The sequence below is a fragment of the Streptomyces racemochromogenes genome (genome assembly GCF_039535215.1).
GTDB classification, from domain to species: domain Bacteria; phylum Actinomycetota; class Actinomycetes; order Streptomycetales; family Streptomycetaceae; genus Streptomyces; species Streptomyces racemochromogenes.
In genome coordinates this window covers 5,544,950-5,562,758 of sequence record NZ_BAAAWT010000001.1, presented here as the reverse complement: position 1 = coordinate 5,562,758, position 17,809 = coordinate 5,544,950, and the positions used below count along the sequence as shown (strand labels likewise).

12 protein-coding genes are annotated in these 17,809 nt (G+C 75.0%); 7 read left to right on the top strand and 5 right to left on the bottom strand.

What is annotated here, in order from left to right; genetic code table 11:
- The first annotated feature begins 181 nt into the window (after positions 1–181).
- Entirely contained in the window at positions 182–1,258 is a 1,077-nt protein-coding gene (locus ABD973_RS25550; RefSeq protein ID WP_125820652.1) for a lytic polysaccharide monooxygenase auxiliary activity family 9 protein, read from the top strand.
- Positions 1,259–1,316: 58 nt separating this feature from the next.
- Here ABD973_RS25550 and ABD973_RS25545 read toward each other — a convergent pair whose 3' ends face one another.
- The 3 genes from ABD973_RS25545 to ABD973_RS25535 form a co-directional block, all read right to left on the bottom strand.
- Positions 1,317–2,177: an esterase/lipase family protein gene (locus tag ABD973_RS25545; protein WP_125820653.1), complete on the bottom strand. Its 861-nt coding sequence runs from the start codon at positions 2,175–2,177 to the stop codon at positions 1,317–1,319.
- Positions 2,178–3,178: 1,001 nt separating this feature from the next.
- Entirely contained in the window at positions 3,179–4,486 is a 1,308-nt protein-coding gene (locus ABD973_RS25540; RefSeq protein WP_125820654.1) for a DNA polymerase Y family protein, read from the bottom strand.
- Positions 4,483–8,136: a DNA polymerase III subunit alpha gene (locus tag ABD973_RS25535; RefSeq protein ID WP_345502298.1), complete on the bottom strand. Its 3,654-nt coding sequence runs from the start codon at positions 8,134–8,136 to the stop codon at positions 4,483–4,485. Before ABD973_RS25535 ends, ABD973_RS25540 begins: the two co-directional genes overlap by 4 nt.
- 144 nt (positions 8,137–8,280) lie before the next feature.
- Here ABD973_RS25535 and ABD973_RS25530 point away from each other — a divergent pair, with 144 nt between their 5' ends.
- On the top strand, positions 8,281–9,366 hold the full coding sequence (locus ABD973_RS25530) for a YhgE/Pip domain-containing protein (protein ID WP_125820656.1): 1,086 nt from the start codon (positions 8,281–8,283) through the stop codon (positions 9,364–9,366).
- Positions 9,367–9,382: 16 nt separating this feature from the next.
- On the opposite strand, the gene ABD973_RS25525 is transcribed toward ABD973_RS25530, so the two are convergent.
- Both ABD973_RS25525 and ABD973_RS25520 read right to left on the bottom strand, forming a co-directional pair.
- Positions 9,383–11,032: an amidohydrolase gene (locus ABD973_RS25525; protein ID WP_125820657.1), complete on the bottom strand. Its 1,650-nt coding sequence runs from the start codon at positions 11,030–11,032 to the stop codon at positions 9,383–9,385.
- 31 nt (positions 11,033–11,063) lie between these two features.
- Positions 11,064–12,440 carry a purine-cytosine permease family protein gene (locus ABD973_RS25520; protein WP_345502293.1) on the bottom strand — a complete coding sequence of 459 codons (1,377 nt, stop codon included), beginning with the start codon at positions 12,438–12,440 and terminating at the stop codon, positions 11,064–11,066.
- Positions 12,441–12,570: 130 nt separating this feature from the next.
- Here ABD973_RS25520 and ABD973_RS25515 point away from each other — a divergent pair, with 130 nt between their 5' ends.
- From ABD973_RS25515 to ABD973_RS25495, 5 genes are all read left to right on the top strand, one after another.
- A complete protein-coding gene (locus ABD973_RS25515; RefSeq protein WP_125605603.1) occupies positions 12,571–13,173 on the top strand; it encodes a TetR family transcriptional regulator C-terminal domain-containing protein in 603 nt (200 codons plus the stop codon).
- Between the two features lie 206 nt (positions 13,174–13,379).
- On the top strand, positions 13,380–14,270 hold the full coding sequence (locus ABD973_RS25510; RefSeq protein WP_125602411.1) for an alpha/beta fold hydrolase: 891 nt from the start codon (positions 13,380–13,382) through the stop codon (positions 14,268–14,270).
- A gap of 239 nt (positions 14,271–14,509) precedes the next feature.
- A complete protein-coding gene (gene fxsA, locus ABD973_RS25505) occupies positions 14,510–14,674 on the top strand; it encodes an FxSxx-COOH cyclophane-containing RiPP peptide (RefSeq protein WP_221890447.1) in 165 nt (54 codons plus the stop codon).
- 29 nt (positions 14,675–14,703) lie between these two features.
- Positions 14,704–16,959: a radical SAM/SPASM protein FxsBH, inactivated beta-hydroxylase extension form gene (fxsBH, locus tag ABD973_RS25500; RefSeq protein WP_345502289.1), complete on the top strand. Its 2,256-nt coding sequence runs from the start codon at positions 14,704–14,706 to the stop codon at positions 16,957–16,959.
- Positions 16,956–17,768, top strand: coding sequence for an AAC(3) family N-acetyltransferase (locus tag ABD973_RS25495; RefSeq protein ID WP_125602417.1), 813 nt, complete (start codon positions 16,956–16,958; stop codon positions 17,766–17,768). Before fxsBH ends, ABD973_RS25495 begins: the two co-directional genes overlap by 4 nt.
- The last annotated feature ends 41 nt before the right edge of the window (positions 17,769–17,809 follow it).

Genomic DNA, 17,809 nt, shown 5'->3' with positions numbered 1-17,809 from the left:
GCCGGTCGGGGGGTTCCTGTCGGCCCGCTTAGGCCTTCCTTAAACGAACCCTAAGGATCCCCTCGCGGGGCCCCGTCGGGGCCGAACGGGCTTGTCCGCGGGCTAGCTTGGCGGGGCCAGGGAGGGCCGCCGGCCGGTTCCGCTGGCGCTTCCCCGCCTTGCGCCCGAAGGAGATCCACCCATGCCCGCACGCCGTTCCCGTACCGCCGCCCGTTTCGCCGCCGCCGGTCTGGCCCCGCTCGCGGTGGCCGCGTACGCCGCCGGGCCGGCGGCCGCCCACGGTTCGATGACGGACCCGGTCAGCCGGGTGGCGGCGTGCTACGCGGAGGGTCCCGAGGCCCCGAAGTCGGCGGCGTGCAAGGCGGCCGTCGCGGCGGGCGGGCCGCAGGCGTTCTACGACTGGAACGGCGTGAACATCGCCAACGCGGCCGGGCAGCACAGGTCGCTGATCCCGGACGGGCAGCTGTGCTCGGCGGGCAACGCCAAGTACAAGGGGCTGGACCTGGCCCGCGCCGACTGGCCGGCCTCCCCGATGACGGCCGGCGCGCACACCTTCCGCTACAAGGGGACCGCCCCGCACAAGGGCTCCTTCGAGCTGTACGTGACGAAGGACGGCTACGACCCGTCGAAGCCGCTGAAGTGGTCCGACCTGGAGCCGGCGCCGTTCGCGAAGGCCACCGACCCGGGCATGAAGAACGGCGACTACGTCTTCGGCGGCACGGTCCCGAAGAAGACCGGCCGCCACCTGATCTTCAGCATCTGGCAGCGCTCGGACAGCCCGGAGGCGTTCTACACCTGCTCGGACGTGGTCTTCGGCAAGGACGGCGGCGGCAGCGGTACGGCGCCCGGTACGGGAACCGCCCCGAGCGCGAAGCCGTCGGCCGGCTCCTCCTCCGCCAAGCCCGTGGAGCCGCCCAAGGCGCCGACGGACCAGCAGATCTCCGACGGCGCGGGCAAGTCGACGATCGAGCACAACGGCCACGGGGACAACGACCCGAAGACGAACGGCAGCGCGGCCGCCACCCCGATCGCCGCCGCCCCGGCCCCCGGCGGGGACTCCGCCGCGCCCTCGCCGGCCGGCACCGGCGCCGGCACAGGCGCCGGCACCGGCGGGGACCTGGCCGCGACCGGTGGCAGCTCCGCGACCCCGCTGATCGCGGTCGCCGGGGCCGGGGCGCTCGCGGCCGGTGCGGCCGTACTGTTCGCCATGGCCCGCCGCCGCCGCGCGACGGCGACGGCCGGCCGGGACGTCCGCTAGCGGACGGGCGCCCGGCCCGCGCCGGGCACGCACCGGGCGGGCCGCCCGCGCCCCGGTCTCAGTCGAAGACCGAGGCGCAGGTGGTGCGTTCGGCGTGGGCCGGGTCGAGGGCGTTGAGGGCCTCGTGCCAGGCGATGCGGTCGGTCAGGCCGATGGCCACGTGTTCCGAGAGGTCCAGCGGGCACAGGTCCTGGAGCACGACGTTGCGGACGTCCGGCCCTTCGAGGAAGGCGCTCCGGTACGGGGTGACCACCTCGTCGTACCTGGTGGCGATGACCGTGTACTTCACCCCGGGGACGGTGTCGCCGCCCGCGTTCAGCTTCTGCTGGAAGGCGGAGCCGGCGATCTGGTCGGCGAGTCCGGGGGTGGCGGTGCTGATCAGGTCCTCGGCTCCGGGGAAGTACGGGAGCAGCTGGGCGAGTCCGGACAGGGTGGTGCCGTGGTTGTCGGGGGCGAGGCCGACGAGGGCGTTGACCTTGGCGGCACCGCCGAGGAACTTGAGGTAGTAGCGGGGCATCATGCCGCCCTGGGAGTGGCCGACCAGGTCCGCCTCGGGGGCGCCGGTGGAGGCGAGGACCTTGTCGACGAAGGCGTCGAGCTGGCCGGCGGACTTCTCGATGGGCCCGAGGCCGTTGAAGAAGGGGACGCCGGGCAGCTGGCCGTAGTCGAGGGAGTAGACGCAGTAGCCGCGGTGGACCAGGTAGGGGGCGAACCCGAGCCAGTTGTCGACGGAGTTCCCGAAGGTGCCGTGGACCAGGACGACGGGCCGGGGATGGGCGGCGGACGGCTTGCAGGACCAGTTGTTCCAGCCGCTGCTGGGGGCCGAAGCGGCCTGGGCGGCGCCGGTGGGGGCGACGAGGGCGGCTGTGGCGAGGGCGAGGACGGCCAGCGGGCGGAGCAGGCGTCTCCAGGGCAGCATCGTGTGATCTCCTTGCGGGTCAAGGGGAATGCGTGGGGGTTCGTCCCGTGATCCGGATCACAAGGGGGGCTGCTGCGGCTAAATTACGGTCCAGTAGCAAAACTTGGAAGTTACGCGGCGGTAAAAACTGGCGTGTCGAGCCTGCCTCCAGTGCCGCTCGGGAACAATGGACGCCCCTGGACCCGGACTTGAGGTGAGCGCCCGCCATGCAGACGGCCCCCGGAGCCGGCACCGCCCTGGCCACCCCGCCCCGGCTGGCGGCCGATCCGCTGGTCGCCGCCGTCACGGAGGCCGCCGTACGCGTACTGGCGCCGGAGGCCGAGCGGACCGCCGTCGACGGGGTGCCGCGCACCCACCTGGACGCACTCGCCGCCGCCGGCGCGTACGGGCTGATCGGATACGAACCGGACCCGGCCGAGGGGCTGACGGCCCGCCAGGTGTTCCGGGAGGTGCACGAGGTACTGGCGGCGGTGGACCCCTCGACCTGGTTCGTGTGGACCCAGCACGTCCCGCTGGCCAAGGCCCTGCTCCAGGCGGCCGGCCCGGCGGGGGACGCCCTGCGCCGGAGCAGGCTGGCGGACCTCGCCTCCGGGAAGACGCGCGCCACCGCCGGCTTCGCCTTCCTGCGCCATCCGCGCCCGCCCGTCACCGCCCGGCGGGTCCCGGGCGGATGGCGGCTCGACGGGCGGATGCCCTGGGTGACGGGGTGGGACCTGGCCGACACCCTGTTCGCCGGCGCGGTCGGCCCGTCGGACGAGGCGGTCCTGGCCCTGGTCGACCGCACCGACAGCGGCCTGGGCTCCGCCGCGGGGGCCCCGCTGTGGGCGATGGGCGGTACGCACACCGCCACCGTCGAGCTGCGCGACGTCCGCGTGCCCGACGAGCGGGTGGCCGGGGTGCTGCCGCGGACCGACTGGATCCGCGCCTACGACCTGGAGAACGCCGACGCGCAGCCCGCCGTCTTCGGCCAGCTCCGCGCCACCGCCGCCTTCCTCCTCCAGTCACCGCCGTACGAGGACCTCGGCCTGCGCCTCGCCGAGCGCACCGCCCGGCTGCGCGCCGAGGCCTACGCCCTGCGCGACGAGGTCCCGCGCGGGGAGCGCACCGGGGACCGCCTCACCCTGCGGGCCGCCGCCCTGGACCTGGCCGTCCGGGCGGCGGCGACCTGCGTGGCGGTGGCGGGCGGCCGGGCCGTCCAGTACGGGCACACCGCCGGCCGGCTCTCCCGCGAGGCCCAGTTCCACCTGATCCAGGCCCAGACCACCCCGCTGCGCGCGGAGACGGCCCGGCTGATGCTCGACGGGGTCTGAGCGCCGCCGCACCGGGCCCGCCACCGACGCGGGGCGGACCGTGCCGGGGCCGAACCGGGCGTTGGCGCGGTCGATGGCGGCCTCCACCGTCAGCCGGGACTCGCGGACCGGGTCCAGCGTGAGCTGGCGGGTCACGTCCTCCGCGGCCGTGAGGTCCTCCGCGCGCAGCACCATCCCGGTCAGCCGGGCCCGTTGCAGGCCGGCCGCGTCCATCAGCCGGTACGCGAGGGTGCGCAGGTCCTCGTCGTGGGCCGAGGGCTCCGCCAGCCGCCGGGACCTCTCCCACCGGGTGCCGCCCGCGAAGCGCAGGGTCAGCGACAGGGACCGGGCGGCCTGGCGGCGTCCGCGCAGCTGTGCGCCGAGCCGGACCACGAGGCCGAGCAGCTCGGCCCGGGCGTGCGGGCCGTCCAGCTCCTGGCGGGTGAACCCGGTGCGGACGGCGGCGGAGGAGGGCAGGTCGCGCGGGGTGACCGGGCGCGGGTCGATCCCGCGGGCCCGCTCGGCCGCGAGCCGGCCGGCCCGTTTGCCGAGGATCCGCTCGACGACCCCGGGCGGGACGTGGGTGAGCGCCCCGACGGTGTGCAGCCCGTACCGGCGCAGCGCCTCGGCCTGCCGGGAGCCGAGCCCGTACAGCTCCTCCACCGGGAGCGGGTCCAGGAAGCCCGCCACCGCCTCCGCGGGCACGGCCAGCACCCCGCCGGGCCCCTGGATCCGGGCGGATGCCATGGACGCCACCGCCCAGGTGGCGGCGACCCCGATCCGGACGTCGGTGCCCAGCCGGGCCACCGCGCGCAGCCGGACCACCTCGGCGATGCGGGCGGCGTCGGCGCCGAAGTACCGCTGGGCGCCGCGGACCTGGACCAGCGCGGCGCGCGGCGGCAGGGCCTGGACGAGCGGGGAGAACTCGCGCAGCAGCTCCAGCACCTCGCGGTAGCCCTCCCCGGGCAGGGTGGGGGCGCAGCGGACGTGCAGCACGCCGGCCGCTGTGGCGGCGCTCATCCCGCGCTCCCCGGGCTGGAGTGCCACAGCTTGCGGCCGGTGGCGGCGCGTTCCCCGGGCGGCTGGAGGTCGGCCCAGGGGTTCATCTCGTAGCCGGTGGGGAGGTGGATGCGGCGGCCGTTGCCGGTGCCGCCTCCGTCGCCCTCGCCCTCCCCGGGGAGGGGTTCGGCGAGGCGGGCCGTGACCGCCTCCAGGCCGCTGTGGGCGCGCAGTTCGGCCAGCTCGGCGAGGTTCCAGGCGGCGGACCCGACCACGCTCAGGCTCTGCGGGCCGCGGCGCTGCACGACTCCCCGTACGAGCAGCAGGAAGGAGTGGAAGACGGTGTGCGCGCAGGCCTCCTGGCTGTCGTCGAAGAAGGCCAGGTCGACCAGGCCGGTGCCGTCGTCGAGGGTGGTGAAGATGACGCGGCGGCCGGAGCGGATCGGCGGGGTCTGGGTGGCCGCCTTGGCGCCCGCGACGAGGACGGTCCGCCCGTGTCCGGTGTCCCGCAGGCGGGCGGCCGGGGTCACGCCCAGCTCGGCGAGGAAGGCGTGGTGGTCGTTCATCAGGTGGCGGGAGGCGTCCATGCCGAGGACGCCGAGTTCGGCGCTGAGCCGTTCGGCGTCGCTCAGGTCGGGCAGGCCGACGGGAGCGGTGGACCGGCCGCCGCCGAGGGGCAGTTGGGCCGCGCCGCTGGTGCCGGCGGCGCGCTGGGCGCCGTGCAGTTCCGTCACGTGCAGGAGCAGGTCGCGGCGGTTGGCGCCGAACGCGTCCAACGCGCCGACCTGGGCGAGCCGTTCGGCGACCGGTCGGCCCGGGTGGGCGCGGTCCCAGAAGTCGCGCAGGGAGGCGTACGGCTGCCCGGCCTCGATCCGGCGGGCCTCGGCTTCGCTGATGCCGTGGACGTCGGAGAGGGCGAGCCGCAGCCCCCACCGTTCCGGCCCCCTCCCCTCCTGGGCATCGGACACCAGTTCGATGCGGTGGGCGGCCGCCGAGCGGTTCACGTCGAGCGGCAGCACCGGCACGCCCCGCCGCCGGGCATCCGCCAGCAGCAGCCGCTTCGGGTACATCCCGGGGTCGTGGGTGAGCAGCCCCGCGTAGAAGGCCGCCGGGTGGTGGGCCTTGAGCCACGCCGACTGGTAGGTGGGCACGGCGAAGGCCACGGCGTGGGCCTTGCAGAAGCCGTAGCTGCCGAAGGCCTCGACGATCTCCCAGGTCCGGGCGACCACCTCGGGCGCGTAGCCGCGCCCGGCGGCCGTCGCCGCGAACCAGGCCTTGATCCGGCCCTGGGAGTCCGGGTCGGAGAGCCCGCGCCGCACCCGGTCGGCCTCGTCGCGGCCGCAGCCGGTCATGACGTGCACGATCTCGATGATCTGCTCGTGGAAGACCACCACCCCGTACGTCTCGCTCAGTGCGTCGGCCAGGTCCGGGTGCGGGAAGCGGACCGGGGCCCGCCCGTGCCGGGCCTCGATGAAGGGGCGCACCATGTCGGCGGCGACGGGGCCGGGCCGGAAGAGGGAGATGTCGACGACCAGGTCGTGGAAGGAGTCGGGCTGGAGCCGGCCCACCAGGTCGCGCTGTCCGGGGGACTCGATCTGGAAGCAGCCCAGCGTCTCGGCGGAGCGGATCAGTTCGTACGTCGGCCCGTCGCCCGGGGGGACCTGCGCGGGGTCGTCGAGGTCGAGGTCGAGGCCCGTGGCCCGCTTGAGCTCGGTGACCGCGTGCGCCATCGCGGACTGCATGCGCACGCCCAGCACGTCGAGTTTGAGCAGCCCGAGGTCCTCCACGTCGTCCTTGTCGAACTGGGACATGGGGAAGCCCTCGCCGCTGGTGGGCACCACCGGGGTGCGGGCGAGCAGCGAGGCGTCGGAGAGCAGCACCCCGCACGGGTGCATGGCGGTCCCGCGCGGCAGCGCGTCGAGCGCCTCGACGAGGTCCCACAGCCGCTCGTGCTCCTGTGCCCGCCCCTCGCGCAGCTCGCGGAGTTCGGGCAGTTCGGCCAGGGCCGCGCGGGCGTCGCGGGCCCGGATGTGCGGGAAGGCCTTGGCGAGCCGGTCGACGGCGGCCGGGTCCATGGACAGGGCGGCGCCGACGTCGCGGACGGCGTGGCGGACCCGGTAGGTCTCGGGCATGGCGACGGTGGCGACGCGTTCGGCGCCGAAACGGCCGATGATCCGGCGGTAGACCTCCAGCCGGCGGGCGGATTCCACGTCGATGTCGATGTCGGGCAGCACGCGGCGGCGCTTGGACAGGAAGCGCTCCATCAGCAGGCCGTGCTCGACGGGGTCGGCGTGCGCGATGCCGAGGAGGTGGTTGACGAGGGAGCCCGCGCCGGAGCCGCGCGCGGCCACCCGGATGCCCGTCTCCCGTACGTCGTCCACGACCTGGGCGACCGTCAGGAAGTACGAGGCGTAGCCGTGGTGGGCGATGACGTCGAGCTCCTCCTCCATCCGGTCCCAGTACGCGCGCCGCCCGGCGTAGCCGCGCAGCACCATGCCGGCGGAGGCGCGGGAGGCGAGCACCCGCTGGGCGGTGCGGCGGTCGGCGCCGACGAGGCGGGCCTCGGGGAAGTGCACGGAGCCGATGCCGAGGTCGTCCTCGGGGTCCACGGAGCAGGCCTCGGCGGTCTCCCGGGTCCGGGCGAGCAGCCGGCGGGCGTCGGCGGCGCGCAGTCCGGCCGCCTCGGCGATCCGTTCGGCGGCCTCGGCCATGGCGGCGGGGTCCTTGAGCCACCGCTCGCCGCTGTCGCGGGTGGTGCGGGGGCCGAGGGGGACGAGCCTGCGGGCGGCGTCGAGGACGTCGGCCACGGGGCCCTGGCCGGGGTCGGCGTACCGGACGGCGTTGGTCAGCACGGCCGTGACGCCCTGCTCGGCGGCGAAGCCGACGGTACGGGCGGCCAGGCGCAGCGAGCCGGGGCCGGTGCCGGTGCGGCCGTGGTGGACGGCCTCCAGGCGCAGGGCGTCGCCGTAGACCTCCCGCCAGGGCGCGAGCAGCCGCGCGGCCCGGTCGGGTCGTCCGGCGGCGAGCGCCCGGCCCACCTCGGAGCCGGGCCCGAGCAGCACGAACACCCCTTCCCCGCGCAACGCCTCCCACGACAGCCCGCGGCCCGCGGCGGAGCCCGCCCCCGCGAACCGGCCGTCGGCGTCGAAGCCCCCCGGCACCACGAGCCCGTCGCCGGAGCCGCCACCGGCCCCGTCGGCCCACCCGGCCGGGCCGGAGCCGGGGACCGGGACGGGGCCCGCGGCCCCGGCTCCCTCTCCCCGGCCGGCCGGGGCGAAGGCGGCCGTGACCATCCGGCACAGTTCCGCCCAGCCGGCGGCCCCGTCCCGGGCCAGGAAGAGCGCGCGCGGGGCGGACTCGTCCACGAAGGCGCCGCCCCTGACGGGGGTGCGCCTGCGGTACGAGGCCTCGCCGGCCGGGCCGGAGCCGCCCGGCCGGTCGGCGGGCGATCCCCCGGGGGGCACGGCCAGGTCCACGCCGAACAGCGGCCGGATCCCGGCCGCGGCGGCCGCCTTCGCGAACCGCACCGCGCCCGCGAGGCTGTCGCGGTCGGTGAGGGCGAGGGCGTCCATGCCGCGCTCGGCGGCTCGCTGCGCCAGCCGCTCCGGGTGTGAGGCCCCGTACCGCACGGAGAACCCCGAAACGGTGTGCAGATGCGTAAAACCAGGCACCCGCGGCCCTCCTGCTTCGCTCGACCTTCGACCTCCCCCTTCTCCACCATAGAGCAATTCGAATACCCGTGCGAAACACTTGTTCGATCATCCATTCGGGCCTCCCCTGCTGCGCGGGAACCCCGGCGCGCCGAGCGTGGCACCATGACCCACCCCACCAAGAGCAGCGGCTTCCTCGCCGAGATCAAGGACGCCGTGACCGCCCGGGCAGCCCTGCTGGTCGTGGGGGTGCTGGCCCTCCAGCTGGCGTTCATCACCTCCTACATCGGGGCCTTCCACCACCCGAAGCCCAGCGAGATCCCGATCGCGGTGGCCGCCCCCGCCGAGGCCCTCGCCGCGCAGACGGTGAAGGCCCTCGACGCCCTGCCCGGCGGTCCGCTCGACCCGCGCGCGGTCGAGGACGAGGCGGCGGCGCTCGCGCAGGTCCGGAACCGGGACGTGGACGGCGCCCTGGTCGTCGACCCGGCCGGCACCACCGACCGGCTGCTGGTCGCGAGCGGTGCCGGGGCCTCGCTCTCGCAGGCCCTGGAGCAGGTCGTCGGCGCGGCCGAGAAGGCGCGGGGCCGCACGGTCCGGGTCGTCGACGTGGCCCCCGCCGACCGGGGCGACAGCCGCGGCCTGAGCTCCTTCTACCTGGTGATCGGCTGGTGCGTGGGCGGCTACCTGTGCGCGGCGATCCTGGCGATCAGCGCCGGCGCCCGGCCCGCCAACATGCACCGCGCGGTCATCCGGCTCGGCGCGCTGCTGCTGTACTCGATCGCCGCCGGGCTGCTCGGCACGGTCATCGCCGGCCCTGTGCTGGGCGCGCTGCCCGGTCCGCTCATGGCCCTGTGGGGGCTGGGCACCCTGGTGGTCTTCGCCGTCGGCGCCCTCACCCTGGCCCTCCAGGGGGTCGCCGGCGTGGTCGGCATCGGCCTGGCCATCCTGGTGGTCGTGGTGTTCGGCAACCCGAGCGCCGGCGGTGCCTACCCGTACCCGCTGCTGCCGCCGTTCTGGCGGGCGATCGGTCCGGCCCTGCCGCCGGGCGCCGGTACGTACGCCGCGCGTTCCCTCACGTACTTCAAGGGCAACGGGGCGGGCGGCCCCATGCTGGTGCTGGCCGCCTGGGCGGTGGCCGGCTCCGTGATCACCCTGGTCTGCGCCGTCACGCGCCGCGGCCGCCCCGGGGCGGCGGTGGGCAGCGGCCTCCCCGGCGACGCCCCGTCCGTCCCCCGCTTCACCGGGACGTGATCACCGCCCCGGGCGCTCAGCCCGCCGCCCGGTGGACGATCCCGCCCGCCACCACCACCGTCTCGGCCACCGTGCCGGGGATGGACTCCGGGGCGATCCGCAGGATGTCGCGGGACAGCACCACGAAGTCGGCGGCCTTGCCGACCGTGAGGGAACCCCGCTCCTCCTCCAGGAAGTTGGCGTGGGCGGAGCCCATCGTGTAGCCGTACACCGCCGTCTCCACGTCCACCGTCTCCTGCGGCCGCCAGGGTTCGCCGCCGTCCAGGGGGCGGCGGGTGACGGCGGTGTAGATGCCGATCATCGGGTCCATCTCGGCGACGTTCCAGTCGCTGGAGAAGGCCAGCACCGCCCCCGCCGCGTGCAGGCTCCGCATCGGCCAGGCCTTGTGCCAGCGCTCCTCGCCCACGTTCCGGGCCCAGTCCTGGCCCGGGCCGGCGATCTCGGGCGCGCAGTGCCTGGGCTGCATGCAGGCGACCACGCCCAGCTCCGCGAAGCGGGGCACGTCCTCGGGGTCCAGGCATTCCACGTGGACGACCTGGTGGCGGGCGTCGCGCGGGCCGTTCACCGCCCGGGCGTGCGCGACGGCGTCGAGGACGGTGCGGATGCCCCGGTCGCCGGTGGCGTGCACGAAGCACTGGAAGCCCCGCGCGTCCAGCTTCGCCAGCAGCTCCGCGAACTCCTCCGCCGGGTAGAAGGTCTCGCCGCGGTGGTGCCCGCAGCCGGTGTACGGCTCCAGCAGCGCGGCCGTACGGGGTTCCACCACGTCGTCGATGTACAGCTTGAGCGGGCCGACCCGCAGCCGGTCGTCCGCGAAGCGCCGGGCCGCGTCGGCGAACTCGTCGAGGTCGGCGTCGCCGGTGCCGCGCGGGTGGAACAGCGCCGCCACGATCCGGGAGCGCAGCCGCCCCTCCGCCCGCGCCCGTTCGAAGAGTTCGAGGTCGTCGAGGGAGTTCTGTGGCTCGACCACCGTGGTGATGCCGAAGCCGATGGCGTCGTCGAGGCTCTTGGCGAGCCGCCCGTACTGCCGGTCCGGTGACGCCCACGGCACGCCGAGCTCGCGCAGGGCCCGGTGGCCCGCGCGGGAGAGGCCCTTGACGGCGAAGTCCGTGACGAAGCCGGTGGGCTCGCCGGTCTCCGGGTCGGTGGCGGCCGTGCCGAAGGGCAGGTCGGTGCGGTCGCGGCCGACGCCGAGCCGGCGCAGGGCGGCCGTGTTCAGCCAGGCGGTGTGGACGTCGTACGAGAGCACGATCGCCGGTACGTCCCCGGTGACCGGGTCGAGGTCGGCGGCGCACGGCATCCGCCCGCCGGGGACGGCGGAGTAGTCGAAGCCCTCGGCCTCGATCCACTCGGCGTCCGGGTGCTCGGACCGCCAGGCCCGGATCCGGTCGTGGATGCCCTCCAGGGTGCGCGCCCCGGCGAGCTGGACGCAGGCGTCGTCGGAGCCGAGCCGGACGTGGTTGTGGGCGTCGATGAAGCCGGGGAGGACCAGCTTCCCGGCGGCGTCGATCCGCTCCGTGTCCGGCCCGGCCCAGGCGGCGGCCCCGTGGTCGGGGCCGATCCACACGATGCGGCCGTCACGCACGGCGAGGGCCTCGGCCTCGGGCAGGTCCGGGTCCACGGTGTGGATGCGGGCTCCGGTGAGCAGCAGGTCGGCGGGGTGGTTCACGGGTGGTGCTCCTGTCGCGGGGGTGGAGGGGTCAGGCGGCGGCGGGGACGGCGGCGGGGGTCCGGCGGTACAGGGCCGTGTAGGCGAGGCCGGAGACGACGGCGCCGAGGAGGGTGAGGTCGGCTCCGCCGAGGGGTGCCACGAGCGGTCCGGTCCACAGCTCGGAGTCGCAGGTCAGGGCGGCGAAGGCGATGCCGGCGAGGAGGGCGGCCAGGCCGGCCGGGTGGTAGCCGGAGCGGTACCAGTAGGCGCCGCCGGGGCCGGTGGTGTGCAGGGCGTGGCCGTCGTAGCGGCAGCGGCGCAGCAGCATGTCGGCGAGGAAGACCCCGCCCCAGGGCGCGAAGACGATGATCAGGAGCGAGAGGAAGGAGGTCAGCGCGCTGGTGAAGTCGGTGAGGAAGAGCGCGGCGAGGGAGCCGGCCCCGGTGATGGCGGCGCTGACGACGATGGCCTTGGCGCGGGTCCACGGGATGCCCAGGACCTGGAGGTTCAGGCTGGACGAGTAGAGGGTGATGATCGAGTTGGTGACGGAGCCGCCCAGGACGAGGGCCAGGAACAGCGGCTGGAACCAGACGGGCAGCAGGCTTTCGGTGCCGGCGACGGCGTCGGTCATGTCGGTGCGGGTGGCGGCGGCGACGCCCGCGACGCCGAGGGCGACGGAGGAGAGGAAGCCGCCGAGGGCCCCGTACCAGGTGATCGACTTCAGAGAGGTGGTGCGGGGCAGGTAGCGGGTGTAGTCGGCGGGCATCGGCAGGTAGGAGAAGGGGGCCGCCAGCATGATGACGAAGGCCAGGCTCCAGCCGGAGGCGCCGGGCACGGTGGCCGCGGGGGCGGAGGTGTCGGCGCCCGGGAGCAGGAAGGCGAGCAGGGCGGCGAAGCCGGCGGCGAGGACGTAGGCCATCCAGCGTTCGGCGAACTGGACGGTGGCGTGGCCCCACATGGCCACGACGAAGGTCAGGGCGAGGGTGACGAAGAGGGCGGTGGCGCGGGCGGGGGTGCCGTGGAGCAGGCCCAGGTCCTCCAGGAAGACCTCCAGGGCGAGGGTGCCGACGACGGTGTTGAGGATGGTGTAGCCGATGCCGACGAGCCAGTTGAGGACTCCGGCGGGGAGGTTGCCCCGGACGCCGAAGGCGGCGCGGGAGATGACCAGGGTGGCGGTGCCGGTGCGGATGCCGGACAGTCCGGCGGCGCTGATGGCGAAGAAGGCCAGTCCGCCGGTCACGACCACGGCGGCGGCCTGCCAGAAGGTGAGGCCGAAGGCGACGGCCAGGGCCCCGTTGATCACGTAGGTGAAGGTCAGGTTGGAGCCGAACCAGAGCCAGAAGAGGTCACGCGCGCTGCCGTGCCGTTCGGCGTCCGGGATCGGATCGATGCCGCGCGTCTCGACTCTGAAGATCTCGTCACTCATCGTGCACGCACCTTGATCTTGAATGGCGTTCTAAGTTCTTGAATGGCATTCAAGATGAGGGGTGCGTCCGACCCCCGTCAAGACCCTGTCCGGGATAAGGTCGGTCCACGAAGATCGGGAGGCGGCAGCGGTGGCAGGAGCGGCACGGCGGCGCGACGGGCAGATCGCCCAGGAGCGGATGCTGGAAGAGGCCATGACGGCGATCGCCGAGGACGGGCTCGCGTCGCTCACCATGTCCAAGCTCGCCGACCGCCTCGGCACCAGCGGCGGCCACATCCTGTACTACTACGGCAGCAAGGACCGGCTGCTGCTGGAGGCGCTGCGCTGGAGCGAGGAACAGCTCGCGGCCGAACGCGCGGCCCTGCTGCGCCGCCGGGTCACGGCCGCCCGCAAGCTGGAGCTCTTCCTGGAGCTGTACCTGCCCCGGGGCCCCCGCGACCCGCGCTGGACGCTGTGGATCGAACTGTGGGCCCGTACGCCGTCCAACGAGGACCTGCGCACCGCCCAGGAGGAGATCGACGCGGGCTGGCACGCGGACCTGGGGGCGCTGCTGGCCAAGGGCGTGGAGCAGGGCCGCTTCGCCCCGACCGACACGGCCGCCCGGGCCTCGGAGCTGCTCGCGCTGCTCGACGGGCTGAGCACGCGGGTGGTGCTGGGCCAGCGGGACGCCGACCGGGCGCGGGCCCTGGAGCGGGCGCGCTCGGCGGCCGCCCTGCTGGTCGAGCACCGCTGAACCCCCCGACGGGGTAAGGGGGTTCGGCGGTGCCGCGCGCGGGGGCGGGCCGTGGCGGGGGCGCGCGGGAACACCGCAGGACCGGGGCCTCCAGCACGCCCGTGACGGCCTTCACCGGAATTTCCCTCCCAGTGCGCCCTACCGCGCTCCCCCACCGGGGAGCACAATCGGCCTGACTGCCCGAGCCGGACGTGAGGGGGGAGCGCGTGCGCAAAGAGGTGCGCACCGCGGACGGCCGCGTTCTGACGGCCGAGCGGTGGGGCGACCCGGACGGCAGACCCGTCTTCCTCCTCCACGGGATGCCCGGCAGCCGGCTCGGCCCGGCCCCCCGCGGCATGGTCCTCTACCAGCGGCGGACGCAGCTCATCGCCTACGACCGGCCCGGCTACGGCGGCTCCGGACGCCACCCGGGCCGCTCCGTCGCCGACGTGGCCCACGACGTCGCCGCCGTCGCCGACGCCTTCGGGCTGGACACCTTCGCCGTGGCCGGCCGCTCGGGCGGCGCCCCCGGCGCCCTGGCCTGCGCCGCCCTGCTGCCGGAGCGGGTGACCCGGACCGCGGCCCTGGTGCCGCTGGCCCCCCGGGACGCGGAGGACCTGGACTGGTTCGCCGGAATGGCCGCCTCGAACGTACGGGAGTACACCGCCGCCACCGACGACCCGGAGGAGCTCGCGGCCCGGCTCATCCCGCGCGCCGCCGGCATCGCCCGCGACCCCGGCCGGCTCCTGGACGAGCTGCGCCGGGAGCTGACCGCGAGCGACCGCATGATCGTCTCGGACGCGGGACTGCGGTCGATGCTGCTGCGCAACTACCGTGAGGGGGTGCGCGCTTCGGCGTACGGCTGGATCGACGACATCCTCGCCTTCAGCAGCCCCTGGGGCTTCGACCCCGCCGGCATCCGCTGCCCCGTCCTGATCTGGCACGGGGAGCTCGACGTCTTCTCCCCCGTGGGCCACGCCCGCTGGCTGGGCCGCCGCATCCCCGGCGCCACCACCGCCATCGACCCGGACGCCGCGCACTTCGCGGCCCTGCGCGCCCTGCCCGACGTACTCACCTGGCTGCTGCGCGAGCCACTGGGGGAACAGCAGCCCGCCTAGGGCGCCGACCTGCGGCGATGCGGTCCGGGGCGGGCGGACGGAAAACGGGGGGACACGGCTGGGCCAACGGCCGGGCGCGGGTTCTCGATAAATGAGTCACGCTTTCTATAGAACGCTTGACCAGGCGTCATGCCTCGGTTGCCAATGGGGTGTGGACGAGTAAAGTCCACGCTTGACAGCAGCGACGCGCTGGTTGTCTTTCCCGCCCATTTCACATGGCCTTCCCCGAGGACGGTGTCGTGAACACTTCCGCAACCCCCCCGACCAGCACGGTCAAGGACCGCCGCGTTCCGCTCGCGAAGATCGACGTGCGCAGCGCTTCCGCCGCCGCGGTCCTCGAGCGCGTCCTTCCGTCGGAATCCGGTCGTCGCGTTCAGGCACCGGTCTTCAACTCCGCGCTCTGACGATCAGTTATGCGCTCTAGACTGGTGGAATGACCCGCACGATCGCTTTCCGCGAGATCGTCCTGAAGGTTCACAGCAGATGCGATCTCGCTTGTGATCACTGCTATGTCTACGAACACGCAGACCAGAGCTGGCGAGCCCGGCCGAAAGTGATCTCCCCCCAGGTCATTTCCCAGACCGCGTCGCGGCTCGCCGAACATGCCCGTGACCATGCACTCCCCTCCGTCACGGTGATCCTCCACGGAGGGGAACCCCTGCTGGCCGGCCCCGACCGACTGCGCCTCGTGTGCGAGGAGTTCACCCGCGCACTCTCCGGCGCCGCCGAGCTCGACCTGCGGATCCACACCAACGGGCTCCAGCTCAGCCGCCGTTACCTGGACCTCTTCGCCGAGTACGGCGTCCGGGTCGGCGTCTCCCTCGACGGGGACCGCGCGGCCAACGACCGCCACCGCCGCTTCGCCGACGGCCGCACCAGCCACCCGCTGGTCCTGGCCGCCCTGGAACTGCTGCGCTCCGCGCCCTACCGGCACCTCTACCAGGGCCTGTTGTGCACCGTGGACGTGGCCAACGACCCGGTCGCCGTGCTCGACGCGCTCGTCGCGCTGGAGCCGCCGCGGGTGGACTTCCTGCTCCCCCACGCCACCTGGCAGACCCCGCCGGAACGGCCCGACGGCGCGCCCGACGCGTACGCGCGCTGGCTGCTGCGCGTCTTCGACCGCTGGGAGCGGCTGGAACGGCCGGTGCCCGTCAGGCTCTTCGAGTCCCTGGAGTCCACGCTGCGCGGCGGGCCCAGCCTGACGGAGTCCCTGGGGCTGGCCCCGACCGACCTGGTCGTGGTGGAGACGGACGGGACGCTGGAGCAGGTCGACTCCCTCAAGAGCGCCTTCGAGGGCGCCGCCGCCACCGGGTTCGACGTCTTCCGCCACGCCTTCGACGAGGTCGCCGCGCACCCCGGGGTCCGCGCCCGGCAGCTCGGGCTCGCCGGCGTCAGCGGCACGTGCCGCCGCTGCCCTGTCGTACGTTCGTGCGGCGGCGGCCTGTACACGCACCGCTACCGGCAGGACAACGGCTTCGACAACCCCTCCGTGTACTGCTCCGACCTGCGCGAGCTGGTGGACGGCGTCGAGGGGCGCACCGCCGCCCGGCAGACCGCGCCCGAGCTGGCCGACCCGGCCGTACTGGCCCGGTCCCAGGAGGAGCTGACCCGGATCCTGCTGGCCCGGCTGCACGGGGACCTCGCGGGGGACCCCGCCTGGGCGCGGGCCTGGGAGCTGCTGGCCGGGGTGGAGGGGGCCGGGGAGGCGGGCGCGGACGCGCTGGACGCCGTACTGGCGCACCCGTTCACCCGGACCTGGGTGCTGGAGGCCCTGGACGCCGTGCGGGAGGGGCGCCCGGACGGCCCGGCCGCGGCCGGCCGGCTCGCCGCGCTGACGGCCGCCGCCGTGCTGCGGGGCGGGCTGGAGCTGCCGGCCGAGGTGGCCTACCGGGACGGGGAGGTGTACCTGCCGACGCTGGGCCTGCTGCGGCTCGGGGAGCCGGGCACCCGGGGCCGCGCCCTGCTGCACGCCACCGGCGAGGGGTACGCGGTCGTCCGGGCGGGGCGCACCGAGCACCGCTTCGGCCCGGCGGCGGGGGACGCTCGCTGGCTGCCCGTACGGACCTGGTCGCCCGGGCCCGGGGAGCCGGAGGTGGCGCTGGAGGACCTGGACCCGTACCGCAACTGCTTCGCCCGCCCGCCCCGGCTCCGGCTCGGCGCCGGGGAGGCCGAGGAGTGGCGGGGCCGGCTCGGCGCGGCCCGGGCACTGCTGCTGCGCACCGTCCCCGGGTTCGCGCGGGCGGCCGTCGCCGGGCTGGGCACCCTCACCCCCCTCGCCGGCGGCCCGCGGGCCGGGGGCTGGGGCGAGGCCGGGCGGCACGGGCCGGGCGCGCTCGGGGTGCCGTACGCGGCCGGGGTCCGGGAGACCGCGCTGGCCCTGCTGACCGGGCGGCGCCGGGCCCGGCTGCGGGAGCTGACCGAGGTGGCCGACCTCTACGCGCTGGACGGCGCCTGGCAGCACCCCTCGCCCTGGCGGACCCGCCCCGTGCCGGTGTCGCGGCTGCTGGCCGACGTGCACGAGCGGGTCGCGGTGGAGGCGTACCGCCGGGCGACGGGCACCCAGGAGCCGGGCGGCTCGGACCGGATCCACCGGGCGCTGGACCGGCTGGCGGGGGCGGCGGAGCTGACGGTGAGCGGCAAACGGCTGGTGGAGGAGCTGCGCTGGGAAGTGAAGGCGGTCGACGCGTGAGCGCCCCGGTCGGCCGCTACCGGCTCGCCGCCCAGCTGCGGCTGCTCGGCGTGCGCCCCGGGCAGAGCCTGCTGGTGCACGCCGCCCTCGGAGCGACCGGCCTGCGCGCCGGGACGCTGCGCGACGCCCTGCTGGGGGTCCTCGGCCCCCGGGGCACGCTGGTCGTCCCGGCCTTCACCGCGGAGAACTCCCTCACCTCCACCGCCCACCTGGCCCGCGTCGCCGGTCTGGACGAGGCCGGGGCGGCGGCCTTCCGGGCCCGGATGGAGCCCTTCGACCCCGAGCGCACCCCGAGCCAGGGCGTGGGCGTCTTCGCCGAGGTGGTCCGCACCACCCCCGGCGCGGCCCGCAGCGGTCATCCGCAGACCTCCTTCGCCGCGCTCGGCGCGGACGCGCACCGGCTGTGCGCGGGGCACCGCACCGAAAGCCACCTGGGTGAGGATTCCCCGCTGGGAAAGCTGTGCTGGGAGGGAGGAAAGGTGCTCATGATCAATGTGGGATTTTCGGCCTGTACCGCTTTCCATCTCGCGGAGTACCGAATTCCGAAGCCCCCCTTGCGGATGTACGACTGCGTGGTGAAGGTGAACCTTCCGGGCGGGCACGGGGGGCGGGGAGGGCGCTCCGACGCGGGTGAGTGGACGACGTACGAGGACGTCGCGCTGGACGACGGGGATTTCGAGGAGATCGGCCGGGCGTTCCCGGATTCCCTGGTGCGCGGGGGGCGGGTGGGAGGGACTTCCGCGGTGTTGTTCTCGATTCCGGACGCCGTTGACCACGCCCAGGCCTGGATGACCGAAAACAGACGCTGATTGACTGAACCATGAGGGGATGTGGCGAAGCAGCTCCGGAA